Here is a 25457-nt window from a genome sequence, read left to right on the forward strand (position 1 = left end):
CCGTGCATTTCGGGCGCGCACCTCGCGCGGGGGCGGGCGGTCAGTTGCCGGGCAGGACCGGGATCCGGAACTCCGGCAGACCCGGGATCCGTATCGCGTCGTCCGGCACCGGCGGCGGCGCGACCGGGCCGGGCGGCTCGGCGGTGGGTGACGGGCTCTCGACCCGACACTCGACGCGGACGCGGGGCGCATACGTCGAGGACACGGTGTCGGTGCTGACCGTCTCCTCGCCCCGCTGGACCACTCGGGTAACCCGGGCCGTGTACCCGTCGGCGCCCGGGTCCGGGGTGCACCCGGGGCTGGTGAGGACACGGGTCTCGGCGCGGCGGAGGTCGGCCCGCGGCGCGGTCGAGATCCGCACCGTGTACTCGCGGGTCCCCCACAGCCGTACGGTGACCGAGCTGCCGCTACCCGAGGCGTCGATCACCAGCCCCGTGCCCTGTTCGTTGCGGAAACCCACGTCCTCGGACGCGGTGGCGTCGCGACCGGCGGGGAACTGCGCCCCGTCGACCCCTCGGCCCGTCCTGACCAGTCCCTGCGCCCCGGACTCGAACGCGGCGTTGAAGAGCGCGGTGGCCACGGCGTCAGCGGACACGTCCCCCGAGACGACACCGGCGACGTCGGACATCGAGAAGGACTCGCCGGCGGGGATGAAGTGCCCGGCGAGCGAGGCGATCATCGACTGCGCCCGTCCACTGGCGCCCACCGCGACGGTGAACTCACCGACGGGCTCGCGGATCCCGGCCCTCTCGGCCTCCTCGGTGGTGACTTCCGGGTCCCGACCCACATAGGCGACGGGCAGCACACGCGGGCCCTGGACGTCGGTGAGCTGACCCGGGAGCGCACCGAGGAGCGGCCCCCACGAGACGGTGCGCCCCTGGACGGCGGGGACGACGGAGGCGGTCGATCCGCTGAAGGAGAACGAGGCGTCCCGCCCTTCCTGCTCGGTCTCCTCCAAGAGGGGCTCCAGGATCCCCTTCGCCGCATCCGCGTCGAACCGGGGCTCCAGCACGGCCCCGTCGCGCACGAAGGTCAGGTACTCGCCGATCCGGTCCCGCGGGAAGAGGACGGGCACGGCGTGCGGGTCGTCGGGGTCGACCATCTTCAGCTCCCGCTCGGCGGGAACCGCCCGGTCTCTGCCCGGGGGCGGCGGCGGGGCCGGCAGCCTCGTCGTGACGGTGGTGACGGGCGGTTCCGTCCCGTCCTCACGCATCCGCGAGGCCAGCAACGTCACGTCGCGCCCGGCGGCGGGCTCGGCCACGTCGCGGATGAGCGCACGCACCTGGTCCGCCTGGGTCTCAGTGGGGGTGTAGTCGACGACGAGGTCGACCCCGTCGTCGTCGAGCCAGTGGGCGAGCACGGCATCGCGCGAGCTCTCGATCCGCAGGCGCTGGCCGTCCAACGGAATGGCGGAGCGGACCTCGTCCCGGTCGAACCAGATGGCGCCCTCCCGCGGTTCGAAATCGGCCTGCAGGGCGAGCTTCTCCAGGAAGTCGGTCAGTCGCGCGTCGGGGATCACGCTCGCGATGCCCACCTCGGTGGACCACACCAGGCTGATCAGGCGCGTGACGGGGTTGAGGGGTTGCTCTCCCGCGCGGTCCAGGGTGCCCTGCCAGTCCACGGACAACCCGACCGACTGAGGATCGAGGGTGGTCGACACGACGCCGGCCCGGAGGTCGACCTCCTCGTCGACCCGTGGGCCCAACTCACGGATGAGGAGCTGTTCGGCGTCGGCCGTGCGCATCCCGCCCACCTGGATCCCGGCCACTTCCGCACCGCGCGGCACCCGGCCGATGCTGTGGACGAGGTCGAATCCGTAGAGCACGGCCAGTCCCATGAACACCCCGACACCGGTGTGGATCCACCTCGACCGCACGCGGTAGCGTCGCCGGTCGGCGGCCGCGGGATGCGGGCCGTCCCCCTCGAGCACGACGGGCCGGGCGGGGCCGGCGTCACCGGTGGTGGTGGATTCGTCCACTGGTTCTCACGCCTCCTCACGAGCGGGGGACTCTCGACCCGGCGGGGCGCCGACCGGGGTTGTCCCACCCGAACCACTGTGGCGTCCACTATGACGGACCGGCACCGATGAGTGCAGCCCCCGCGCCGTACGCGGGGGCTGCACTCAGGAAAACCAGCCGGGTGCCGACCGGGTCGGCTGCGGGGTCAGCGTTCGACGATCGCCGTGACGCCCTGACCGCCGGCGGCGCAGACGGAGATGAGCGCGCGGCCCGAGCCCTTCTCCTCCAGCAGCTTGGCGGTGGCGGCCAGGATGCGGGCTCCGGTCGCCGCGAACGGGTGCCCGGCCGCCAGCGACGAGCCGTGGACGTTGAGCTTGCTGCGATCGATCGACCCGAGCGCCGAGTCCAGCCCCAGGCGCTCGGTGCAGTACTCCTCGGACTCCCAGGCCGCGAGCGTGGCCAGGACCTGCGAGGCGAAGGCCTCGTGGATCTCGTAGTAGTCGAAGTCCTGCAGGGTCAGGCCGTTACGCGCGAGCAGACGCGGCACGGCGTAGGTCGGGGCCATGAGCAGACCGTCCGGGGTGCGGCCGTCGTGACCGTGGATGAAGTCGACCGCCGCGGTCTCGGAGTCCACCAGGTAGGCACGGACCGGGAGCTTGTTCTCCTCCGCCCAGGCCTCGCTCGCCAGCAGGACCGCCGAGGCGCCGTCGGTGAGCGGCGTGGAGTTGCCGGCCGTCATGGTGGCCTCGGTGCCGTGGGCCTCGGCGTCACGCTTGCCGAACACCGGCTTGAGCTTCGCGAGCTTCTCCTCGGACGAGTCGGGACGCATGTTGTCGTCACGCGGCACGCCGAGGAACGGGGTGACCAGATCGTCCTGGAAGCCGGAGTCGTAGGAGGCGGCGAGGTTGCGGTGGCTCGCCGCGGCGAGTGCGTCCTGGTCCTCGCGGGACACCCCGAGCTCCCGCGCGGTGATGGCCGCGTGCTCGCCCATCGACAGTCCGGTGCGGGGCTCGGCGTTCTGCGGCTGCTCGGGGACCAGCGACTGCGGACGGATGTCGCCGAGGAGCTTGACCCGGTCCATCGTGCTCTTGGCCGAGGCGACCTTGATGAGGATCTTGCGCAGGTCGTCGTTGACGGCCAGCGGGGCGTCGGAGGTGGTGTCGGTGCCGCCCGCGATTCCGGCGTCGATGCGCCCGACGGCGATCGCGTCGGCCACCTGGATGGCCGAGGCCAGGCCGGTGCCGCACGCCTGCTGCACGTCGTAGGCCGGGCTGGACGAGTCGAGCACCGAACCGATGACCGACTCACGGGTGAGGTTGAAGTCACGGGCGTGCTTGAGGACGGCCCCCGCGGCGACCATCCCGACACGCTTGCCCTGGAGGTTGTAGCGGCTCGCGAGGCCGTCGATCGCCGCGGTGAGCATGTCCTGGTTCGAGGCGTCCGCGTACTTGCCGTTCGATCGGGCGAAGGGGATTCGGTTGCCGCCGACGATGGCGACCTTGCGGGGGCTGGTGGTCACGTGTGTCACTCCCGTTTTATCTCGGTATCCGGTGGCCCGTAGCGCGGCCCGACGAGTATTGTTACTCAGCGGTAAGTTACTTGTCGACCCGTACGACCGCACCTCTCCAGGAGATGATCGCCATGGCACAGGGCAACCTCGACCTCTACTCGCAGTTCGTGACCTCGGCCCCCGGGTCGTTCATCGCCGGCAAGGTCGGCCTCCCGCAGCCCGAGCAGCTCCGCCGTTACGAGGCCGGGCAGCCGGCCCTCCACGGCCCGGTCCTCGTCGGGGGCGAGGGCCGCCTCGTCGAACCGGTCCGCGCAATCCTCGAATCGGACTACGAGCTCGCCGGAGCGGACGCCGAGGGCAAGTTCGCGGGCCTGGTCTTCGACGCGACCGGCGTCCGCCGCGCCGAGGACCTCAAGGCCCTGTTCGACTTCTTCAACCCTGTCGTCCGCCGCGTCGCCGCCTCCGGCCGCGTCGTCGTTCTGGGGACCCCTCCGGAGGAGACGGGCTCGGTGGAGGAGCGCATCGCCCAGCGCGCGCTCGAGGGCTTCACCCGCTCGCTCGGCAAGGAGATGAAGCGCGGCACCACGGTCCAGCTCGTCTACGTCTCCGCCGACGCCGACACCGGCGCGTCGGGCCTCGAGTCCACTCTGCGCTTCATCCTCTCGGGCAAGTCCGCCTACGTGGACGCTCAGGTGTTCCGCGTGGGTGCCGGCGCGGCGACCGCCCCCGCCTCCTGGGACCGCCCCCTCGAGGGCAAGGTCGCCGTGGTCACCGGTGCGGCCCGGGGCATCGGCGCGGAGATCGCCTCCGTACTCTCCCGCGACGGCGCCCACGTGATCTGCTGCGACGTCCCGGCGGCCGGTGAGTCGCTCTCCGCCACCGCCAACAAGGTGGGGGGCACCTCGCTGCCGCTCGACGTGACCGCCGCCGACGCCGCCGAGGTCCTGGCCAAGCACGTCCAGGAGCGCCACGAGGGCGTCATCGACATCCTCGTCCACAACGCCGGCATCACCCGGGACAAGACCCTGGCCGGCATGGACGCCGCCCGCTGGGACGCGGTCATGGCCGTCAACCTCATCGCCCCGGAGCGGATCACCGCCGAGCTCGCGGAGAAGGGCGTGCTCACCGAGGGCGGGCGCGTGGTCGGCGTCTCCTCCATGGCCGGCATCGCCGGAAACCGCGGCCAGACCAACTACGCCGCCTCGAAGGCCGGTGTGATCGGATTCGTCAACGGCGCCTCCGCCGAGCTGGCGTCCAAGAAGATCACGGTGAACGCCGTGGCCCCCGGGTTCATCGAGACCCAGATGACCGCCGCCATCCCCTTCGCCACCCGCGAGGCCGGCCGCCGGATGAACTCCATGCAGCAGGGCGGCCTGCCGGTCGACGTGGCCGAGACCATCGCCTACTTCGCCAGCCCCGCCTCCTCCGCGGTCACCGACAACGTGATCCGCGTGTGTGGCCAGTCCCTCCTGGGCGCGTGATCGCGGTGGAGTACACCCGCCTGCCCGCCATCCCCAACCTGCTCGCCCAGTACGGCAAGGCCGCCGTCGGCTCGGCCCCCGTCGTGGGCGGCAAGCGCGACGGCAAGTCGATGCCGGAGAAGGGCGTCGAGGTGGAGGGTGTCCGCGTGGACACGGCCAACCTCGCCGCCTACACCCGGGTCTGCGACCTGCGGTTCGGCGACGCACTGCCGCTGACCTACCCCTTCACGCTGGCCTTCCCCCTGAGCATGCAGCTCATGCTGGACCCGGCCTACCCGGTCCCGGCAATGGGCTCGGTGCACCTGACCAACGAGATCGAGTCCCACCGTCCGCTGCGGGTGGGCGACGAGCTGTCGATCCGCGCGCGGGCCGAGAACCTGCGCGAACACCCCGCCGGCCTGCTGCTCGACATCGTGACCGAGATCCGCACCGGCGACCACGATGAGCCGGCCTGGGTGCAGAGGTCCGGGCTGCTCTCCAAGCGCAGGACGTCCCTCACGCCGCCCAAAGACGCGCCGCGGCCGCCGAAGCCCGAGCCGCCCACGGCGGCGGAGATCGGTGATCCCACGGTGGTCAGGTCGGTCTCCGAGTCGCTGATCGCCGAGTACGCGTCGGTGTCCGGGGACCGCAATCCCATCCACGTCTCCAAGGTGGGCGCCAAGGCGTTCGGGTTCCCGAATGTCATCGCGCACGGGATGTGGACGGCGGCGACCCTGCTCGGTGTGGTCGAAGGGGCGATCCCCGAGCGGGCGCGTTACTCGGTCGAGTTCGGCAAGCCCGTGATCCTGCCGGCGAAGCTGGGCATCTACGCCCGGCGCGGTGCCGGTGCCGACGATCCGGCCTGGTCGCTGCGGGTGCGCAACCCGCGCAAGCTCGGAACCGTCCACGCGACGGCCACCATCGAGGAGCTCTGACCCCACGACCTCGACCCCGGTCATCCGCCCCGAACACGGGCGGGTGACCGGGGTTCGTCGTCGGTCCGGTTCCGCTCGACCGCGAATGGGCATATGTTCTGGGTCACACCGATTCTCGACCGCAGGGAGACCACCGTGCCCTTCTCTCCACCCACGTCCGCCGACCGATCCCGACCGAGCCCCCGGCTCCGACCGAGGTCCCGATCCGTGGCCGGCGTCATCGCCGCGGCAGCCCTCACCCTCACCCTGCCCGCCACGGCCGTGGCCCAGTTCGGCTCCCTCGGCGGCGGCTCGGTCGACACGGGATCGGTCCCCCCGGGCGTCCTGTTCCCCCCTGCGGTCGGCGTCGGTGCCGGCGAGGGCGTCGAGGTGGTCGCGGGCCCGGCGGTCCGTGCCACGACGGTGATGGACCGGCTCAACGTCCCGTGGGACGTGGTCCGCACCCCGGACGGAACCATCCTCACCGGGGAGCGCGGCGGCCGCGTGGTGGCCCAGCCCGCGGGCGGTCAGCGTCGCGACGTCGCGATCGACCTGCCCGGCCTGGTCCGGCAGTCCGAGAGCGGCCTGATGGGCATGGCCGTGGACGCCGGATTCGCGCAGAACCGCGAGATCCACGTGTGCTACTCCCAGAACGCGGGCGGGACGCGCGACAACCGCGTCACCACCTTCCGGGCCGCCGACAACTGGTCGGCGCTGACCAGGGTCCGCGACGTCGTGACCGGCATCCCACTGGGAGCCCAGGGCATCCACAGCGGGTGCCGTCTGCAGGTCGCCGCCGACGGGTCGATCTACATCGGCACCGGCGACACGTTCAACGCGACCGGCCCCCAGGACCCCGCCTCGTTCGCCGGCAAGATCCTGCACGTCAACCCGGACGGCACCCCGGCCACCGGCACCTCCCCGATCCTCACCCTCGGCCACCGCAACGTCCAGGGCCTGGCCGTCCAGCCCGGCACCGGCCGCGTCTACTCCGCCGAGCACGGCCCGGACGTCGACGACGAGGTGAACCTCCTCGCGCCCGGCGCCAACTACGGCTGGGATCCCAACGTGAACGGCCAGTACAACCAGAACGTCCCGATGACGGACACCACCCGTCACCCGGACGCTGTCGGGGCGGTCTGGTCCTCGGGCAGTCCGACCCTGGCGAGCGCGGACATCGAGTTCCTGCGGGGCTCCGCGTGGGGCGAGTGGGAAGGCGCGCTGGCCATGGCGAACCTCAAGACCCAGAAGCTGGTCCTGCTGCGCCTGTCCGAGGACGGACGGTCGGTCCGCGACGCCGCGGTCCTGCTGGAGGGCGACTTCGGTCGCCTCCGCTCGCTGACGCCGGAGCCCGGCGGCTCGCTGCTGGTCACCACCTCCAACGCGGACAACCGGGACCTGGTCTTCCGCGTGAGCCCGGCATGATCCCCACCGGGCCGGGGCGCTAGAGCTCCAGGACCCGCCGGGCGGCGTCGGCCAGCGCGACCGCGTAGCCGGCGCCGTGGCCGGCCGAGTGAGTGGCCAGCGGGTGCAGCTGATGCAGCGGCACCCGCTGGCGCCACCCCGGCCTCAGCGGGTGCCGCTCCTGGTAGCCGCCGAGGATCTCGTTCAGGTACGGGGCCCCGAACAGCGCGAGCATGGCCAGGTCGGTCTCGCGGTGCCCGCCGTGGGCGGCCGGGTCGATGAGCACGGCCTCCACGGACTCGACCGCGCCGACCCCGGACGCCGCGGGAGCGGGCGCCCACAGCACGTTCCCCGTCCACAGGTCGCCGTGGATGCGGGCGGGGTCGTCGCCGGGGTGGTCCAGCTCCCCGGCCGCGATCCGGTCGCAGGCGCGCTCGACCACCGCGAGGTCGGCTCCGCCCAGCACCCCCATGTCGACCGCGATCGCGACGAACGGTCGCACACGCTGCTCGGAGTAGAACTCGCCCCACGACCGGGTGGGGCGGCACTCCTGGGGGCGGTCGCCGATGAAACACCGGCCCGCCCAGTCGTCGGCGGGTGCGCCCCAGGCGGCGGCGCCGGCGTCGTGCATCACCGCGAGTGTCCGCCCGAACCGACGAGCCGCCTCCGCGGTGGCTCGACCGGCGGGAACGGGCTCGAGGGCGATCTCGTCGTCGTCGACCCCCAGGACCTCCACCACCCGGGGCCCGCCGGGCGCCGCGGCGAGCCAGGCCAGGCCGGCGGCCTCGTGGCGGTAGAAGTCGGGTCCGTGGCGCGACCCCCTCTTGACGAACGCCCCGGCCCCTCGTGTCGCGCTCATGCGCGCACCTCCCGGGCCCGCGAGGCCCGCTCGCGTCCGAGTAGCCGCCCGGCCAACAGGACGATCACCACCCCTCCGACGAGTACCGGCGCGACGGTCCAGCGCATCCCGGCGTGCTCGGCGATCAGACCGACGAGCGGCGGTGCCGTGAGGAATCCGAGGCGCATGACCCAGTTGAGCACGGCCAGCCCCGTCCCCGGGGACAGACCCGGGACCGAGTCGGCCCCCACCATCGCGCCCGGGATGACGGTGGCGATGCCCCAGCCCGCCAGCGCGAAGCCGGCGAGCACCACCGTCAGCAGGGCGGGACCGTCGAGGACGAACGAGCCGACCAGCGCCGCGCCCGCGCCCGCCACCACACACATCCCGCCCGTGCGGCCGACGTGCGCGGCGCCGATGCCGTCGACCAGACGGTCCCCGGCGAGCCGCCCGATCAGCTGCGCGCCCTGCACGGCGATGAACCCGAACCCGGCCACCCCGGCACCGGCCACCGCGACCTCCCGGAGGTAGAGGGCCGACCACGTCTGAGCGAAATCCTCGACGACCGCCGCGGACGAGGCGAGGAGGCCGAACGCCACCAGCAGGAGCAGCGTCCGGCCGCCCGGGAGCCGGCGCTGTGGACTCTGGCGCTGCGGGACCGGGTCCCGCGAGACCCTGCGCTGCGGGGCCCGGCGCTCGCCGGACGACCCCGCGGCGCGCAGTCGCAGGGGGTGCGCGGCCAGCGCGGCGAGCGCACAGGCGACACCTGCCGCGCTCATCTGCACCACGACCGACGCCCCGATGCCGGCGGCGAACGACCCCCCGGTGGCACCGAGGACCGCCCCGAGCGACCAGACGGCGTGAAAGCGGTTGATCAGGGAGCGACCGTGCCGCAGCTGCACGCGGATGCCGTGGGCGTTCATGGCCACGTCGGTGACGGCATCGCACACCCCGAACACCAACAACAGACCCGCGAACGCCCCCACGACCGGGGAGAGCGCGAGCAGCGCGGCGGCGAGCGAGGTCAGCACCATCGCGGCCACCGCCACCGCCCCGTCCGAACGCCGACGCATCAGCGCGGGGGCGAGCAGTCCCCCCACCAGGGCGCCCGCCGGGAAGCACGCCATCGCCAGACCGAAACCGGCCGGCCCCAGGTCCAGCGCGGACTTGAGATCCGGCAGGCGGGGGACGATGGCCCCGAAGATCGCGCCGTTGGCGACGAAGAGCAGGACCGTGGCGGCCACCGGCCCGCGCAGTCCGGTCCCGCCTCCGCGCGGGCCCAGCGGCCCTCCCGTCGCGATCACGACCGTCAGACTACGTCGTGCACCCACGCCGGTAGCGTTGACGGCGGTAACGGTCGGACGGGCGGCGGGAGCGCGACATGTACGGGGTGACGGCAGGGATCGAGGCCACGGACGAGAGCCGTCACGTGGTGTGCCGGGTGCCGCTTCCGGTGCCGCCGCAGGTGGTGTGGGACGCGGTCTCCACCGGCGAGGGGATCTCGTCCTGGTTCGTGCCCTGCGCGCTGGAGCCGCAGGTCGGCGGGCGCATCGTGCAGTTCGCCGATCCCGGCGCCCCCGACCCCACGACCGGTCCGGAGGCCGCCGCCGAGGCGATGCTCACCGCGACGGTCGGTGAGATCACGGTCTTCTCGCCCCCCGCCGGTGGTGTGCCGGGGGAGTTCGCCTTCGAGGAACATCACTGGATGGGCGAGGGGATCCCGGTTCCCCCGTGGACGACCTCGTGCGAGATCGCCGACGACGGCGAGGGCGGGACCGTCCTGACACTGCGGTCCGGGTTCGCCTCGGGTGGGCAGCTCGCGGAGGAGTCGATCGACGGCAGCGTGAGCGGGTGGGCCCAGTCCCTCACCGTCCTCGCGCACCGGCTCACCCACCGACCGGGCGACGGCGTGGTGACCGTCCACGCGGCCACCGACCCGGTCGCGTCGTCGGTTCCCGAGGTGTGGTCCCGGGTGCTCGGCCGGCTGGTCGCGCCCGCGGCCGGTACGGGTGCCCGGTCCGGCGAGGTCGCCCGGTCCGGCGAGGTCGGGGGCATCGTCGCGGCGGAGTCCGAGGCCTCCGCGGTGGTCATCCTGTCCGCACCGGTCGACGGTGTGATCGAGCTCTACGGGTTCCCCGCCGGGGACACGCCCGAGGACGCGACGAGCAGCGCCGCCGTCGCCGTCCGCGTGTACGAGTACGTGGAGGCCCCGGGCGGCTCCGGCGACCCGCTGGGCGCCGCCGCGGTCGACGGGGTCGAGCCCACCTGGGACGCCGACCGCTGGCGTGGGTGGCTCGAGGGCCTGGTCTCGGACTGACCCCCGGCGGCGGGCGGTCGGCGACGAAACATCGACGTCCGGTGCGACGATGTCCACCGAGACGGCAGTACTGTAGCGGAAGCACCAGCCGTGCGACCGGCACGTACTGAACGCGGCCCGGACCGCACACCGCATGAACCGCACACCGACGAGGAGCACCAGCTGCAATGGCGGATTCCAACGACACCGTGACCATCGCGACCAGCGAGGGCGCGTCCGGCACCACTCTCCTGGGCATCGGCGCCTACCGTCCACGTCGCGTGGTGAGCAACGAGGAGATCTGCGAGACGATCGACTCGAGCTCGGAGTGGATCTACGAGCGGTCGGGAATCCTCAACCGTCGTGTCGCGGGACCGGATGAGAGCATCGTCTCCATGTCCAGCGAGGCCGCGAGGAAGGCCCTGGCCTCGTCCGGAATCGATCCCGAGCTCATCGACGCGGTGATCGTGTGCACCTCCACCAACTGGACCCAGGTCCCGCACGCGGCCCCGCAGGTGGCCACCGACCTCGGGCGGAACGGGATCGCCGCGTTCGACCTCACCGCCGGCTGCGCCGGGTTCGGCTACGGCCTCGCCGTGGCCACCACCATGATCCGGGGCGGCGGCGCCCGGTACGTCGTGGTGGTGGGCGTGGAGAAGATGACCGACGGCATCGACTTCTCCGACCGCAACACGGCTTTCATCTTCGGTGACGGCGCCGGCGCAGTGGTGGTGGGCCCCTCGGAGGTCAACGACGTCAGCCCGGTGATCTGGGGGTCCGACGGAGCGCAGGGCAGCGCCATCCGCCAGACCAAGGATTTCAAGCAGTACGTCGACGAGGTCGACGCCTCCGCCGCCGCCGCGCGCGAGGAGGCCGTGCTCCAGCCCTACCTGGTCATGGACGGGTCCAAGGTCTTCCGCTGGGCCGCGGTCCAGGTGTCCAAGGTGTGTGCACAGACGTTGGAGGCGGCGGGGGTGACGGCCGAGCAGATCCAGGCGTTCATCCCCCACCAGGCCAACGGCCGCATCAACTCGGCCATGGCCAAGCACCTCGGGCTGCCGGACTCGGTGGCGATCGCCAACGACATCGAGCAGACCGGTAACACCTCGGCCGCCTCCATCCCGTTGGCCATGGAGGCCATGCTCCGCGACGGAGAGGCCGAGCCGGGTCAGATCGCGTTGTGCATCGGCTTCGGGGCGGGACTGTCCTACGCGGGGCAGGTCGTGCGGCTGCCCGCCAAGCCGCCCGTCGACTGACGCCACACGCCCGTCGACTGACGCTCCACGGCCCCGGCCCGGCGGAACCGGGGCTGTGTTCCCCTCTCATGGACAGGTGTTCATGAGAGAGTGATCCCATGCACACCTCACGCCTCCGTCGCAGCGCGGGGCCGGCGTTCGCCGGCGCCGTGGTGGCCTGCGCCTCCGCCCTCCTGGCGTCTCTCGTCTCCCCTGCCGTGGCCGCGTCGACGCCGGCGATTCCCGTCGCGCCGCCGCCCACCGGCTCCACGATCGAGCAGGCCGGCGGATCAGCCCAGACGCTGGGCCACAACGTCGCGGGTCAGCTCAGCGGCGCCGGCCTCGGCCCGTCCGTCTATGCCGGGACCGGCGGGGGTCCGGCGCGCTACGTGGCGCTGGGTGACTCGTATGCCGCGGTCGGCAGGGTTGCGCCGGGGTCCTGGGGCGCCGGCCCCGTGGCGTGCGTGCGCACCGACGACGCCTACCCCGCGGTCGTGGCCCGCGAGCTCGGTGTGGGGACGTTCATCAACGCCAGCTGCGGCGGGGCCACCGCGGACGACCTCTGGGAGCCGGCGCGTCACGGGGCGCCGCCCCAGCTCGACGCCCTGGACGCGCAGACCGACCTGGTCACCCTGACCATCGGCGGCAACGACGTGGGGTTCGCCGCGGTGATCGTGGCCTGTGCCCTCCGACCCAACACCGCCCCCGAACTCCTGCCCGTGGTGGACTCGATCACCTCGGGGCTCGCCGAGGGATTCGACGCCACCGCCGGGTGCTCCGATGTGATCGACCGCCAGGCCACCCGCGCCCTCGAGGAGCTCGACACGCGGATGGACTCGGTGTACGCCGAGATCGCCCGGCGCTCACCCGCCGCCCGCGTGGTGACCGTGGGGTACCTCTCCGCGGTCCCGGACGACCAGACCCTGCTCTCCTCCCCCGACTGCGCCCCGTTCATCGAGATCTCCGACGCCGAACGGGACAAGGTCCGCGGGTTTCAGCAGGGCATCAACCGGGTGGTTCGCGACGCGGCCCTGCGGAACGGCGCGACTGTCGTGATCCCCGACGAGCCCGGTCACTCGATGTGCACGTCCCCGGACACCCGCTGGGTCGACTTCACCGGCCTGCAGACCGCGTCCGTGCCCGTCCATCCCACGTCCGCCGGGCACGCACACGTGGCCGGTCGCGTGGTGTCCGCGCTCTCGGGGTAGCGACGACGCCGGCTGGTGAGAGCAGGACGCGGAGTAGAAGTTGCTTAGTTGTCAACGACGCGGTCGACGCCGCCGCCCCCCGCGATGAACTCCTGCGTGAGCTGATGCTCGCGCGAGGGTTCATCGCCGGGGGCGGCTGCGTGTCACCTCATCCCTCGAACAGCCCCTGACCGACGTACCCGCCCTCCGGTGCGCCGGGCGGGAGGGCGAAGACCGCGGACCCGATCGGGACGGTCCACGTGTTGAGCGCGTCCTGCTCGGCGAGCCGCTGCTGGACGGGAATGTAGGTGCGCACCGGGTCGGCCTGGTACGCGGTGAAGATCAGACCGCTGTTGCTGATCTTCCCCGGCTCCGGCGGGTCGTCGAAGTTGTACGGCCGCCGGAGCATGGCCTCCCCTCGGTGGCGCTGCCGGGCCCGGGCCATGTGCGACTCGGGCGGGATGACCGGCAGGCCCACGTCGTCGACGGCGTCGAAGTCGGCGGGGTCGTGCTCGTGGGTCCCGGTGAGCGGCGCACCGGTGTCGATCCGTCGGCCCACGCTCAGCTCACGGGAGGTGCGGTCGATCTCCTCCCAGGTGTCCATGGTCATGCGGATGCGGCGCAGGACGAGCGAGGAGCCGCCCCGCATCCACCGCTGGACCTGCCCGTCCGCGGACCTTCCGTCGGAGAACACGACCTGGTCGTAGTCCACGTCGTCGGGCCTCGGGTTCTCGGTGCCGTCGATCTGCCCGAACAGGTTCCGCTGTGTGCGACCGGTCGGGTCGGTGCCCACGGCCTTGCGGAACCCTCGCTGGGCCCATTTCTGCTCGGCCACGCCGCGCACGCCGGAGGCGAGGGTCCGGGCCGCGTGGGAGACGACCAGCGGGTCGTCGGCGCAGATCTGGAGTAGCAGATCCCCTCCCGACCACCTGTCCTCGAGCTGATCGATCTGCGGGAACGCCGGCAGCTGCCGCAACCACGCCGGACGCCGCTCGGGCATCCTCACCGCGTCGAACAACCCGGGCCCCAGCCCGATCGTGACCGTCAGCCTCGCCGGGTCCCGGGCCAGTTCGGGCTGGAGATCGGCCAGACCGCCGCGGCCTGAGGTGAGCCGGGCGGCGTCCTGCGACCAGGCCCGCAGGACACCCTGGATCTCGCCGCGGGTGGCCCCCGTCGCGAGGTCGAACCCGATAAACGCCCCGTGGGCTTGCGGAGGTGTGGTGATGCCGGCCTGGTGGGGTCCGTGGAAGGGCTCGGTGGCGGCGCCCACGACCCGTGAGTCCGCGACGGTCCTCCAGTCGGGTGCGGCCCCGTCGTCGTCGAGGATGCCCCGCCCCGCGTACCCGGCGGCGCCACCGAGCAGACCACCACCCACCACGGCTCCCGCGCCGCGGGTGAGGACCGACCGCCGCGACAGGGGGCGGGGGGCCCGGTCAGCCATCGTGGTTCATGCCCCCGTGGTCCATGCCCCCGTGGTCCATGCCGCCGTGGTCGCCCCCGACGTACTCTTCCTCGCCGCCGCGGAAATCGCGCGCGGAGACGGTGACCTCCTGCTCGGTGCCCCCCTCCCGGGCGCCGCCGGCGAACTGCAGGGTCAGTGCGATCTGCTGGCCGGTGGTGATGGGCTGGTCCAGGTCCATCAGCATGATGTGGTCACCGCCGGGCTCGAGGATCAGCTCGCCGCCGGCCGGGATGACGAAGCCGTCCTCCTTCTCCTGCATCATCATCCCGCTTCCGCCGGGGACGGTCTCGTGCAGTTCGGTGCGACCACCGAGCCCGCTGGAGACCCCGGTCAGGTGGAGGTCGACGTCGCCGGGGTTGCGGAGGGTGCCGAAGACACCGGACATGTCGGTGTCCGTGGCCTTGACCCAGCCGTCGTCCAGTGTCACGACGCCCGCGGCCTCGGCGCCGGACGTCTGGTCGGCGGCGACAGAGGTCTGGGCGGGGTCGTCGGAGGCGCAGGCCGCCGTGGTCAGGGCGAGGGTCAGTGCGGTGGCCGCGGCGAAGGCGGCACGGGTGTAGGTGCGAGTACGCATGGGTGGTCCAGTCCTTGAGGTGGTGTGTGAGGCCGCCCGGCGGCGAGAACGCGCACCGGTGCGGATGATGGGGTCACACAGCCACGGGCGGTGCCCGGGTGCCACCGCCGGTCAGGAGGAACCGGTGGAGCGGGGTGTCGGCGTCGTAGGAGCAGACGAGCGGGGCGACGACGACGAGGTGCGCGGCCACCCGGAGCGGCGTCACCCGGGCCGCAACCCAGGCCAGGGTCCCGGACAGGATCGCCACGAGGGCGAGAGTCACGGCGATGGCGGCGACGTGGGCGCCGAGCATCCCCGGGGTCAGCAGCGCCGCCGGACCGAGGGAGAGACCGGTTCCCGCCCCGTCCATCGCGGCGCGGACGAGGGTGGGGTCGGTCATGTGGTGGCCGAGAGCCGCGTGTGAGGCGCCCGGGCTGCCCGAGTGGGTGTGCCCGGAGGCCAGGAGGAGGTGCACGACCCCTTGCCCCGCGATCAGACCGGCCGCGGTGACCGGGATCGGGGACCGCTGCCGGGCGACGGCAGCGGTGGCCGCCCCCACCCCCGCGCTCGCTGCGGCGATCAGCAGGATCTGCCCGGGGCTCGGCGCCACCGCGCCCGTACCGGCGGCCAGACCGTGAGCCGCGATGCCGAACACCGCGCTGACCAACGCCACCACCATGCCGACAGCCGCGGTCACCACGGGTGGGACCTCGGTTCGCACTCGGTCGGCGGGCACGATCCGATTCTAATGGGACCCCGTGGCCCGGCTGGACTCGGTGGCCGGGCTGGACTCGGTGGCCGGGCTGGACTCGGTGGCGAGCTCGATTCGCGCGCGTTCCTCGTCCGCGAGTCCCGCCTCGAGCCGGGCGAGCATGTGGGGACGCATCTCGGGCAGGTCATCCACCGCGAACCAGCGGACGTCGGTGTTCTCGCCGTCGGCCGGGCGGGGGTCACCGTCGAGGTAGGTGCAGGCGAAGGTGTGGTCGATGTACTGTGCGCGGTCGCCGTTGGCGTAGGTGACCATCCTGGAGACGCCGAGGGACGCGACGCGATCCACGCGGATGCGGACGTCGGCCTCTTCCCGTGCCTCGCGGACGGCGGTCTCGGCGGGGTGCTCGCCCGGGTCGACGATGCCGGTCACCGGGGTCCACCAGCCGTTGTCGGCCCGTCGCACGAGCAGGACGCGCGCGTCGTCGGGGTCACGGATGACGGCGGTGGCGCCGGCCAGCCAGAGGGGCGCGGTGCCCACGTGGCGGCGTAGTTCCAGGACGAAGTCGGGGACGGACATGGCTCTGAGGGTATCCAGGTCCGGAGAATGCAGCGATCCCCGCCGACCGTGTGGTCGGCGGGGATCGGTGGTGTACTACCCGGACGCTGACTCGGTCAGCGTCGAGGGGTCAGAACCTCAGTTCTGCTCCTCGACGGGCTCGCACTCCTGGCGCTCCATGGAGCCGTTGTCCTTGAGGAACTCGATGGCCTCCGGCGGGAGGTTGCAGACGAGCCCGACGTTGACGCGCGGGAGCGGCGGCAGGGTGACGCCACCGGACACAGCCAGGCCGATGCCGATGCCGGCAGCAGCGAGCGAGCCCAGCGCGAGGAGGGTGCCGGCGTCGACCGAGCCGCCCTCGAGCGAGCCTCCGTCGACCGAGCCCTCGACGATCGTCTCGGAACCCTCGAACGTGGAGCCGAGGTCCGAGGAACCGAGCTCCGAAGAGCCGGCCGTGATGGCGGCGAGGATGCCCTCGAGCGAGCCCGCGTCGAGCGAGCCCGCGTCGAGCGAGTCGGAGACCGAACCAGCCTCAAGCGAACCGGCCTCGAGCGAGTCCGAAAGCGAACCAGCCTCAAGCGAACCGGCCTCAAGCGAGTCCGAAAGCGAACCAGCCTCGAGCGAACCGGCCTCAAGCGAGTCGGAGACCGAACCGGCCTCGAGCGAAGCCGGATCAAGCGACTCGGTGTCCAGCGAGTCCGAGGCCGAACCGGCCTCGAGCGAAGCCGGGTCAAGCGACTCGGTGTCCAGCGAGTCCGAGGCCGAACCGGCCTCGAGCGAAGCCGGGTCGAGCGACTCGGTGTCGAGCGAGCCCTCAGCGGACGCGGCGTCCAGCGAACCCGGGTCGAGCGACTCGGTGTCGAGCGAGCCCTCGGCCGAGCCGGTGATCGCGTCGAGGATGCCGGTGAGCGAGCCACCGTCGAGTGACTCGGTGTCCAGCGAGTCCGAGGCCGAGCCGGCCTCGAGCGAAGCCGGGTCAAGTGACTCGGTGTCCAGCGAGTCCGAGGCCGAGCCGGCCTCGAGCGAAGCCGGGTCGAGCGACTCGGTGTCCAGCGAGTCCGAGGCCGAACCGGCGTCGAGGGAACCGCTCACACCCTCGAGCGAACCGGTGTCCAGGGAGCCGTCCGCGCCCGCGGAACCGAGCGCGGCACCGAGGTCGAGGCCGAGCTCGGCCGAGCCTTCAAGAGCCGCACCGAGACCGAGGTCGAGGTTGAGGCCGGCGCTCTGCGCGTTGGCGACACCCGGCATGGTGCCGAGCGCGAGTCCGGAGGCCGCGATGACGGCGATCATCCGCTTGGAGTTCTTCATAGGAACTGCCTTCCTGTTCGTTGGTGACAATCCAGCGACCCGGGTTCTCCCCCTCGTCGCCCGGTCCAGCGCGCGGCCCAGGGGCCGCTCACCGTCGGATCGTGTCATCACCCTATCGAGCAATTTTCTGGACTTGTTACAAGAAGTCTCGTTCGGGCACAGCTAAAACCCAGCCATGCATGGGTGCGAAGTCGGCGGGATTCACGCAATGAGTGCTGCTAAAGACCCCCTAGCCCCCTACTACCTCGACTTATGTGAACCTTAATAAGTGAGCGACAGCTTATAGAAGTCCGCCGCGCCGCCTAATTAGTGACGTTGATCACTTTTCACCTTCGTTTGCCTGACTCGCCGCCAACTCGTCGCCCCGCGGGCTCAGACGTGGCTAAATGTGAGGTTGACCTCGCATAAATCCGTCCCCGATCCAGGAGCGTTATGACACCCAACAGCAGCGGCGTTCAGTTCCCCGCCGACTCATCCGGAAACCGCTCGTCCGGACGGCTGGCCAAACAGGTTGTCGCCGACGCGCTCGCCACCGTGGACCCGGCCGCGAGTGAGCGGGTCCTGAAGATCAAGGACTGGCGGAAGGGGTACATCCAACCCTTCACGGAACTGGTCAGTGTCGGCGTCGCCGACGCGGCCGCCTGGGACGGGGTCGCCCGGGCCGCCCTCGACTCACTCCAGACCAAGATGGTGGGCGTTCACGAGGTCGACGGCGAGGCCGTCGAGACCCCGATGAAGGACTACCTCGCCGTCGTCGCGCCCCGATCCACTCCGGGGACCGAGACGGTTCAGGGCACGGCGGCCCCCGCCACGGAGCTGTCCATCCCCTACCGCGGCGAGGAACTGACCGGCGCGATGCTCCGAGCCCGGCTGGACAAGTGGGTGGACGCCGGGGTGATCGAACCGAGCTGCGCGGACGCTCTCAGGGTGGTGCAGGACAACCCCGAATGGCTCTCGCTGCCGGGCCGCGCGATGCTCGTGCTCGGCCTGGGGTCCGAGATGGGGCCCGCTGCCCGGTTACTACGGTGGGGCGCCGACATCCTGGGCGTCGACCTCCCCTCCAGCCCGGTGTGGGACCGGTTCCGCCAGACGGCCGCGGAGTTCGCGGGACGGATCCACTTCCCCACCGACGAGGACGGTCGGCCGGGCGTCGACCTGCTCACCCAGCTGCCGGAGCTCGCCGCATGGGCCCGGGCGGCCGCACCGGCCCCGCTCACGGTGGGCAGCTACTTCTACGCGGACGGCGGCACCCACGTCCAGCTCTCCTCCGCGGCCGACGCCCTGGTCGTCGACCTCCTGCAGGACGGGGCCGCTGATGCCCTGGCCTACCTGGCCACCCCCATGGACACCTTCGTGGTGCCCGCGGACGTCCGGCAGGCCTCGGACGCGGCGCTGAGGGCCCGCAAGATCACGGACATCAAGAGGATCGTCGGCACCCTGACCGGCCAGAAGGTCTTCCACCGCAACTACGAGAAGGGCAGCGGTCCCGCGGTACACGACGCCCTGGTCCCCCAGCAGGGCCCCAATTACACGCTGGCCAAACGGGTGCAGCGGTGGCGCGCCACCACCGCGTTCGCGGACGGGCACACCGTCTCGATCAACGTGGCCCCCGCCACCGACACCCGGTCGGTCACCAAGAACAAGATCCTCGCGGCGACCTACAAGGGGGCGCACGCGTTCGGCATCGAGATCTTCGAACCGGCCACCTCGTCCGCGTTGCTCGCGGCACTGCTGGTCCACGATCTCAACGTCGGCCGGCCGGACGTCGGGGTGCAGTGGGAGCACGAGTCGCACGGGGCCGCCTCGGGAGGCCTGTGGCGTCAGCCCTACCTGCCCCGTACCGCGCTGCCGGTGGCCGCGCTGCTCGGTACCGTCAAGAGGTAGGAACACGCCACGGGTCGGCCTTCCGGCCCGCGCCCACGGTGCCGACAGTTAGGACCCCGCCATGCCGAACCCGTTCTCCAAGAGCTGGAACTACCTCAAGGCCTCGCTAGACAAGAAGGTCGACGACAACGCGGACCCCAAGATCCTCGTCCGCCAGGCCATGGACAACGCCCGCCAGCAACACAAGGCGGTGACCGACCAGGCGGCCTCGGTGATCGGCAACGCCAAACAGCTCGAGATCGCGATGGGCACCAAGTCCCGCCAGCTCGACGAGGTGCAGGGCCAGATCCGTCAGACCCTCCAGGTGGCCGAATCGGCCCGGGCGGAGGGGGACACGGCCCGCGCCGGCCAGTTCGACGCGCAGGCCGAGCAGCTCGCCTCGAAGATGGTCACGCTGGAACAGGACCTGGAGAACACCAAGCAGCTGCACGGGCAGGCGGTCCAGGCCGCCGAGCAGGCCAAGCAGGCGGTCAAGGAGTCCGACCAGAGACTGCGGGAGACGCTCGCGCAGGAGGACCAGCTGCTCCTCCAGGCCACGCAGGCCGAGATGCAGCACCGCACCGTCGAGTCCGTGTCCTCGCTGGAGGGCGGCGGCGGTGGCAACTCGCCGACATTCGATGAGATCCGGGCCAAGATCGAGGGCCGCTACACCACGGCGCTGGGCAAGCAGGAACTCGCGGAGGCCACGGGGGCACCGTCCACCGCGCAGCTCGACGCCGCCGCGTTCACCCGCGAGTCGGAAGGGAAGAGCAAGCTCGAGCAGATCCGGGCGTCCATGGGCCTGAACAGCGGCGGGACCGCCGTCGAGGGAGCCGGGGCGGCCGGCGCGACGGACCGTCAGCTGACCGAGGGTGCAGGGGCCGACGGTTCCGCGGGCGCCACGGACGCCGCGACGCGCGGCGAACAGACGGAACCCTCGGGACCCACCCCGCAGGACGCGGGGACCCCGGAGCCGGGCCCCTCCGATCTCTCCGGCGGGCCGACCCTCCCCCGCGACACGAGGGACTGACCCGTTCGCGCTCGTCTTCGGCAGCAATGAGTCCGGGGCGATTTCTGCTGGTCCCACGCGGCCGTGCGCGGTATTCTGGCGGTCGGCGTCGCCGTGAGCCCGTCCACGGCGTCGGCCTGATCACCAGGAGACGCCATGCCCACCGCACCCACGCCCTCCGGCCGTCTCTCCGAGTCGGGAGCGGTCGTGTTCTCCCGCCGCCTGCCCCGGTCCCGTGCGGAGGCGTGGGCCGCAGTGACGGACCCGACGCGCACCGCCCGGTGGATCGGGCCGTGGTCGGGCGACCCGGCGTCCGGCACCGTCCAGCTCACCATGACCGCCGAGGAGGGTGACCCCGTCGACGGGGTCGAGGTGGTCACCTGCGACGCGCCGGGGTTCCTGGTGGTGCGGACCGGACCGGGCGGGTGGTTGCTCACCGTGAGAATCGAGGGCGACGACGACGAGGGCAGCGGCAAGGGCAGCAACGAGGCCGTCATCTCCCTGGAGCAGGACATCGCGGACGCCGAGTCCGCCGCGTCCATCGGTCCCGGGTGGGACTACTACCTGGATCGCCTGGTCGAAGCGGAGGCGGGACGGGATCCGGACGCCCTGCGCTTCGAACCCGACTACTACCCCGGCCTCGCGGAGTACTACCGGAACCTGGTGGGCGGCTGAGCGGCCTGTGCCGCCTCGCTGGGCATCACACCTCGCTCTGCTCCCTCCCATTTCTCCCACCCCCGTCTCTTCTCCCACCCCCGTCTCGACCCCACCTCCCTTGCCACCGCTGACGCCGCTGCCCCCGTAGCCCCGGCCGCTCTGACCGCCCCGGCCGCGATATGGGCATCTGTCGTGGTCAGAGCGCCGTGTCGTACCCCGTTGCTAGTGTTTCCCTATCGAACACAGGAGCGATTACTTGGCTCCCGGGATTATCTGGCTACAGGGAAGGGGAGGCGGATGTCGGCAGAACACGGTTCGGGGATCGCAGCGGCCGGGCTGGCCGCCCTCGATGCTCTCCGCGCCGAGAACCGCGCTGCCGCAGCCCGCCTGCAGGCCTGTCACGATCTCCTCGCATTGTGCGAGGAGGAGCAGTTCGCCCGCGATGTCGAGGCCGGCTACTACGACCCCGATGGGCCTCCGCGTCCGCGCGACCACGCCGTGCTGGACCCCTTCGACGTCGCCTGCGCGGAACTGGTCGCCACCTACGGCGTTCATCACCACCGTGCGTCGGCGATGCTCACACTGGCCCGGGACCTCGTCATGGGGTTCCCCGGGATCGTCGAGGCCATGAGGTCCGGCCTCCTGGACGAGCGCACGGCGGGGATGCTCGTCAGACAGATGCGGACGGTCGACCCCTCCGTGCTGGACGCCGTGCACCGGCTGGTCGTGGACTGGCTGCTGGGCTCCATCGAATCCGGCGAGCGGCCCGGCCGCTCCGCGATTCTGGCCAAGACCGACAGCATCATCGCGGCCTTCGACCCGGAGGGCGTTGCCAGACGGTGCGCCGCTGCGCGGCTCGAGCGTGGAGTCAGCGTCCGTCGCGGGGCGGACGGGATGTCAGAGCTGCGCGCGCACCTCACCTCGACCGAGGCCAGCGCGGTCCACGACGCGCTCCAGCACACTGCCGGACAGCGGCTCGAGCAGGAGAAGCAGGCCCGGATCGACGCCGTCCGCAACGGCACCGGGCCGGCGTACGACCCGCACGCTCGCTCACGCCAACAACACCGCGCGGACGCCCTCGTCGACGCGATCCTCGGCACCGGAGACTGTTCTGACGCCGGAGACTCGGGCCGCTTCGCACCCGCATCCGCCCCGCAGATCAGACCGGTCATCACCATCCTGGCCCCTCGCGGTCCGGGCGAGGAGCCGGAGGTGTACGTCCCGCGAGGCGGGCCCGCGTCGATCGACGCGCTGATCGCTCTGCTCGCCCGCAGCGTCGGAGCCCATATCTCCCTTCCCGATCCCGAAGCCGGGTCCGCGGACTCGATCGACGGTGCGCGCCGCTACCGGATCAGCGCCGAGCTGGCCCGCCGGATCCGGTTACGCGACGGCACCTGCCGCCACCCCGGATGTTCGGTCCCCGCCGAGGACTGCGACGTGGACCATGTCGTGCCCTTCGACCACTCGGACCCGGAAGCCGGCGGTCAGACCATCGAGGCCAACCTCATGTGCCTCTGCCGGCGGCACCACAGGTTCAAGACCTTCCACACCTGGTATTACCAACTACTGCGGGACGGAACGCTGACCATCGTCACGGAGAGTGGTCACACCATCACGACTCTCCCCGACGGCCCCCTGGCGAAGTGGCGGGACCTGACCCGCAACGGGTTCGCCACGCTGCCCGGCCCCGGTTCCGCGGAGCGACCCTGGCTCCGGCCCCGGCCCCTCAGCACCCACTGGTATCGACGGGCGTGCCGCATAGCCGCCCAGCGCCGCGAGAACGTCGCGGCGTCGCGGGGCGACGGGCCGGACGTCGACGACCGCGATCCCCCGCCCTTCTGACGCCACGGCGTGAACGCCCGCGGCCCGCCCGGGTCAGCGGTGCTTGAGCAGAACCGCGCGGATCCCCTCGTGGAATCCATCGCGCAGCCGAACCCGCTGCGCCTCGGTCAGGGTGAACTCGTTGAGCATCTGACACGCGAACTGCAGCAGCGGGCGGTCCACCGCGGGCGGGAGCACTCCCCCGGAGAGCAGGTGGGCCTGATCGCGCTGCTCCTCGGTGGCGGCCTGTTCGTACCACCAGGTCGCGTACTGCTGGCCCACGTCGAACGGCGTCTGCTCACCGGACGAGGTCCACACCTCCTCCGACAGGGGGACGAACTTGGACCGCAGCGGGCGGCGATGGGGCGCCATCATCGACGGGCTCGGACGCGAGGACCCGTTGGACTGGGGGCCCGGCGTCGACGCCTCCGCCTGAGACCGGTCCGGGGACGGCGGTGGGGACTGGTCGTCCCTGGGCTCGGTTCCGGGTGCCGTGTCCACCGACTCCGACCCGACGCCCGACCGCACCCCACGCTCGGCGATCGCCGCGCAGTCCTGTGCGTCGGCCGCCTGCTCCTCCGCATCGGCAGCTCGCTCCTCGTCGGCGATCGTCAGGCGTGTCTCATCGGCCACCGAGGTCGCCGGCGCGCGGTCGGGGCGCAGATCCACCTCGACCATCCCCACCGACTCCTCACCCTCCGGCTCGCTACCGTCATCACCCGGCGTGGAGGGACGCTCGGACGAGGACCGGACCTTCGGTGGGATCGGCCCCTCGAGAACCCTGATCTGCATGGCGTCGTGAAAATCAGTGCGCGGATCCAGCACCAGCGTGGTGTCGCAGGCGTGCCGCAACGCCGAGGAGATGGAATCCCACCCGAAGCCCACCAGATGCATGCGCACCCCGGCGTCCACGGCGACCCGGACCCCGGGGATCATGTCGGCATCACCGGTGACCAGCACCATGTCCGAACACTGGCCCTTGTAGGCGGCCTGGATCATGTCCGCGACCAGGAGTGTGTCGACGGCTTTCTGGGTGCGCCGCTCGCCCCACTCGATCAGTTGACCTGCACGCAGCTGCACGCCCTCGATCACCCGGAGCGTGCGCTGGTAACGGTGCGGGCCGGAATCCGGAATCCCGTCGTACCAGTTCTGCCGTTGCACCGGCTGGTCGACGAGACCGTGGGCAACCTGATCTAAGCGGTGCACGACCGTGGCCAGGGATATCTCCAACTGACCGCGCGCACCCTCCTCCCACGAGTTGTAGAAGCTAGCCAAGAGATACGAGGTATCCACGAGGACCAGAGTCCGTTCGAGCATGATGATCACTACCTATCACTATGTAAACGTCGGACTTCCAGCATGCCGCAGGGCGGAAGACCCCGCAGGGGCCGCCACCGATCACAGGAGGACACCCACCATGTCGAGCCCCACCACCACCCCACCCGAGTTGACCGGAAAAGTCGTGCTGGTCACAGGTGCCGCCCGCGGCCAGGGCCGGGCCCACTGTGAGGCGTTCGCGGCCGTCGGATGCGACGTGATCGCCGTGGACCTGTGCCGGGATATCGAGACGGTCCCCTATCCGATGGCCGGGCCTGAGGACCTGCAGGCGACCGCCGAGGCGGTGCGGGCGCTGGGCCGGAGGTGTGTGACCGCCGAGGTCGATGTCCGCGATCTCCAAGGGATGCGCGATGCCGTTGATGCAGGGGTCGCCGAGCTGGGTGGACTCGACTTCGTGGTGGCCAACGCCGGCGTCTCACCCGAGCCCGCCGCCTCCTGGGAACGCTCCGAGGAGGAGTGGGACGCCACCTTGGACATCAACCTCAAGGGCACCTGGGTCACCACGACGGCCGCGATCCCCCACATCCTGGCCACCGGCCGGGGCGGGTGCGTCGTGATCATCAGTTCCATGGTCGGCCTCCGCGGCGCGCCGTTCACCTCCAGCTACACCACGTCCAAGTGGGCGGTCCGGGGGCTGGCCAAGTCGCTGGCGGGCGAGCTCGGCTTCTCGGGCGTGCGATGCAACTCCCTCCACCCCGGCAACGTCCGCACCCCCATGATCGAGAACCCGTCGATGATCGCGATGATGACCGGGGGCGAGGGCACCACGCTCGAGGACGCCGCCGAGACCTTCAGCGGGATGAACCAGTTGCCCGAACCATGGGTGGAGGCGTCGGCGATCTCGTCGATGGCCGTCTACCTCTGCAGCGCCGCGGGAGCGGGCATCACCGGCGCCTCCATTCCCATCGACCTCGGCGGCAGCGAGAAGTTCGGGCTCTGACGTACCGGAACGCGCTACGACCCGGAACGCGCTACGCCCCTGAACGCACGGCGGCCCGCCTCCCGGATGAGAGGCGGGCCGGTGCGGTGCGCCGAGGCGCTGGGCCGGGATGAGTACCCGGCGGCGTCCGATCAGGCGGACGGGGTGGGCGACACCGGGCGCGGGACGCTGACGGTCGATCCGGTGGCGGTCCACACCAGGGTCCAGAAGATGTCGACGATGGGCTGGATGGCCTGCAGGAAGATGTCGTTGGCGCTGCTCATGATGTGTCCCCTTGTGTGTCGTACTTCGAGCGTACTGGCGTAGCTGGCGGTCTGGTGGTCTCGTGTGCCGCCAGCCGGGCTCAAGGGACAACCTCGAACCGGCCGCGGCGCGTGACAACCCGTATGTCGTCGCGAACGCGTCCGACGTTACACAACCGTGACAAATGATGTCGC

General features: G+C 71.6%; 22 protein-coding genes. 11 read left to right on the plus strand and 11 right to left on the minus strand.

Annotation, left to right across the window (positions count from 1 at the left end; all coding sequences use genetic code 11):
- Positions 1–40: 40 nt before the first annotated feature.
- Entirely contained in the window at positions 41–1978 is a 1938-nt protein-coding gene (locus CEY15_RS08650; RefSeq protein ID WP_095718087.1) for a VanW family protein, read from the minus strand.
- A gap of 185 nt (positions 1979–2163) precedes the next feature.
- Positions 2164–3477 (minus strand): acetyl-CoA C-acetyltransferase, encoded by a 1314-nt coding sequence (locus CEY15_RS08655; protein ID WP_095718088.1) that lies wholly within the window; start codon positions 3475–3477, stop codon positions 2164–2166.
- 122 nt (positions 3478–3599) lie between these two features.
- Between CEY15_RS08655 and CEY15_RS08660 the strand changes: the two genes are divergently transcribed.
- From CEY15_RS08660 to CEY15_RS08670, 3 genes are all read left to right on the plus strand, one after another.
- A complete protein-coding gene (locus tag CEY15_RS08660; protein WP_095718144.1) occupies positions 3600–4949 on the plus strand; it encodes a 3-oxoacyl-ACP reductase in 1350 nt (449 codons plus the stop codon).
- 5 nt (positions 4950–4954) lie between these two features.
- Entirely contained in the window at positions 4955–5863 is a 909-nt protein-coding gene (locus CEY15_RS08665; protein ID WP_095718145.1) for a MaoC/PaaZ C-terminal domain-containing protein, read from the plus strand.
- Between the two features lie 207 nt (positions 5864–6070).
- Positions 6071–7267 (plus strand): PQQ-dependent sugar dehydrogenase, encoded by a 1197-nt coding sequence (locus CEY15_RS08670; RefSeq protein ID WP_095718146.1) that lies wholly within the window; start codon positions 6071–6073, stop codon positions 7265–7267.
- A gap of 19 nt (positions 7268–7286) precedes the next feature.
- On the opposite strand, the gene CEY15_RS08675 is transcribed toward CEY15_RS08670, so the two are convergent.
- A complete protein-coding gene (locus CEY15_RS08675; protein WP_095718089.1) occupies positions 7287–8105 on the minus strand; it encodes a fructosamine kinase family protein in 819 nt (272 codons plus the stop codon).
- Positions 8102–9388: an MFS transporter gene (locus CEY15_RS08680; protein WP_095718090.1), complete on the minus strand. Its 1287-nt coding sequence runs from the start codon at positions 9386–9388 to the stop codon at positions 8102–8104. The genes CEY15_RS08675 and CEY15_RS08680 overlap by 4 nt, the downstream gene beginning before the upstream one ends.
- Before the next feature lie 77 nt (positions 9389–9465).
- Between CEY15_RS08680 and CEY15_RS08685 the strand changes: the two genes are divergently transcribed.
- From CEY15_RS08685 to CEY15_RS08695, 3 genes are all read left to right on the plus strand, one after another.
- A complete protein-coding gene (locus CEY15_RS08685; RefSeq protein ID WP_095718091.1) occupies positions 9466–10401 on the plus strand; it encodes an SRPBCC family protein in 936 nt (311 codons plus the stop codon).
- A gap of 167 nt (positions 10402–10568) precedes the next feature.
- Positions 10569–11636, plus strand: a complete 1068-nt coding sequence (locus CEY15_RS08690; RefSeq protein WP_095718092.1) for a beta-ketoacyl-ACP synthase III — start codon at positions 10569–10571, stop codon at positions 11634–11636.
- Positions 11637–11734: 98 nt separating this feature from the next.
- On the plus strand, positions 11735–12823 hold the full coding sequence (locus tag CEY15_RS08695; RefSeq protein ID WP_095718093.1) for an SGNH/GDSL hydrolase family protein: 1089 nt from the start codon (positions 11735–11737) through the stop codon (positions 12821–12823).
- Between the two features lie 148 nt (positions 12824–12971).
- On the opposite strand, the gene CEY15_RS08700 is transcribed toward CEY15_RS08695, so the two are convergent.
- The 5 genes from CEY15_RS08700 to CEY15_RS08720 all read right to left on the minus strand — a co-directional run bounded on the left by CEY15_RS08700 (position 12972) and on the right by CEY15_RS08720 (position 17392).
- Positions 12972–14243 carry a Dyp-type peroxidase gene (locus CEY15_RS08700; protein WP_095718094.1) on the minus strand — a complete coding sequence of 424 codons (1272 nt, stop codon included), beginning with the start codon at positions 14241–14243 and terminating at the stop codon, positions 12972–12974.
- Positions 14236–14838 (minus strand): copper chaperone PCu(A)C, encoded by a 603-nt coding sequence (locus CEY15_RS08705; protein ID WP_095718095.1) that lies wholly within the window; start codon positions 14836–14838, stop codon positions 14236–14238. Before CEY15_RS08705 ends, CEY15_RS08700 begins: the two co-directional genes overlap by 8 nt.
- Before the next feature lie 73 nt (positions 14839–14911).
- Entirely contained in the window at positions 14912–15553 is a 642-nt protein-coding gene (locus tag CEY15_RS08710; protein ID WP_231750366.1) for a hypothetical protein, read from the minus strand.
- 9 nt (positions 15554–15562) lie between these two features.
- Entirely contained in the window at positions 15563–16105 is a 543-nt protein-coding gene (locus tag CEY15_RS08715; RefSeq protein ID WP_095718097.1) for an NUDIX hydrolase, read from the minus strand.
- A 117-nt stretch (positions 16106–16222) separates the two neighbouring features.
- Positions 16223–17392, minus strand: coding sequence for a hypothetical protein (locus CEY15_RS08720; protein WP_095718098.1), 1170 nt, complete (start codon positions 17390–17392; stop codon positions 16223–16225).
- A gap of 432 nt (positions 17393–17824) precedes the next feature.
- Between CEY15_RS08720 and CEY15_RS08725 the strand changes: the two genes are divergently transcribed.
- The 4 genes from CEY15_RS08725 (at position 17825) to CEY15_RS08740 (ending at position 22763) form a co-directional block, all read left to right on the plus strand.
- The gene (locus CEY15_RS08725; RefSeq protein ID WP_095718099.1) at positions 17825–19276 is read left to right on the plus strand and encodes a hypothetical protein; all 1452 of its coding nucleotides are present in this window, start codon (positions 17825–17827) and stop codon (positions 19274–19276) included.
- 61 nt (positions 19277–19337) lie between these two features.
- A complete protein-coding gene (locus CEY15_RS08730; RefSeq protein ID WP_095718100.1) occupies positions 19338–20285 on the plus strand; it encodes a PspA/IM30 family protein in 948 nt (315 codons plus the stop codon).
- Between the two features lie 135 nt (positions 20286–20420).
- Positions 20421–20939, plus strand: coding sequence for a transcriptional regulator (locus CEY15_RS08735; RefSeq protein ID WP_095718101.1), 519 nt, complete (start codon positions 20421–20423; stop codon positions 20937–20939).
- Positions 20940–21218: 279 nt separating this feature from the next.
- Complete coding sequence (locus tag CEY15_RS08740; protein WP_095718102.1) at positions 21219–22763, plus strand: HNH endonuclease signature motif containing protein; 1545 nt, start codon at positions 21219–21221, stop codon at positions 22761–22763.
- Between the two features lie 33 nt (positions 22764–22796).
- Here CEY15_RS08740 and CEY15_RS08745 read toward each other — a convergent pair whose 3' ends face one another.
- Positions 22797–24059 carry an NYN domain-containing protein gene (locus CEY15_RS08745; protein ID WP_095718147.1) on the minus strand — a complete coding sequence of 421 codons (1263 nt, stop codon included), beginning with the start codon at positions 24057–24059 and terminating at the stop codon, positions 22797–22799.
- Positions 24060–24159: 100 nt separating this feature from the next.
- On the opposite strand from CEY15_RS08745, the gene CEY15_RS08750 reads away from it, so the two are divergent.
- On the plus strand, positions 24160–25020 hold the full coding sequence (locus CEY15_RS08750; RefSeq protein ID WP_095718103.1) for a mycofactocin-coupled SDR family oxidoreductase: 861 nt from the start codon (positions 24160–24162) through the stop codon (positions 25018–25020).
- 131 nt (positions 25021–25151) lie between these two features.
- Here CEY15_RS08750 and CEY15_RS18965 read toward each other — a convergent pair whose 3' ends face one another.
- Entirely contained in the window at positions 25152–25283 is a 132-nt protein-coding gene (locus CEY15_RS18965) for a hypothetical protein (RefSeq protein WP_017836200.1), read from the minus strand.
- Between the last annotated feature and the right edge of the window lie 174 nt (positions 25284–25457).

It is taken from the genome of Dietzia natronolimnaea, assembly GCF_002289575.1.
Taxonomy (GTDB): domain Bacteria; phylum Actinomycetota; class Actinomycetes; order Mycobacteriales; family Mycobacteriaceae; genus Dietzia; species Dietzia natronolimnaea_A.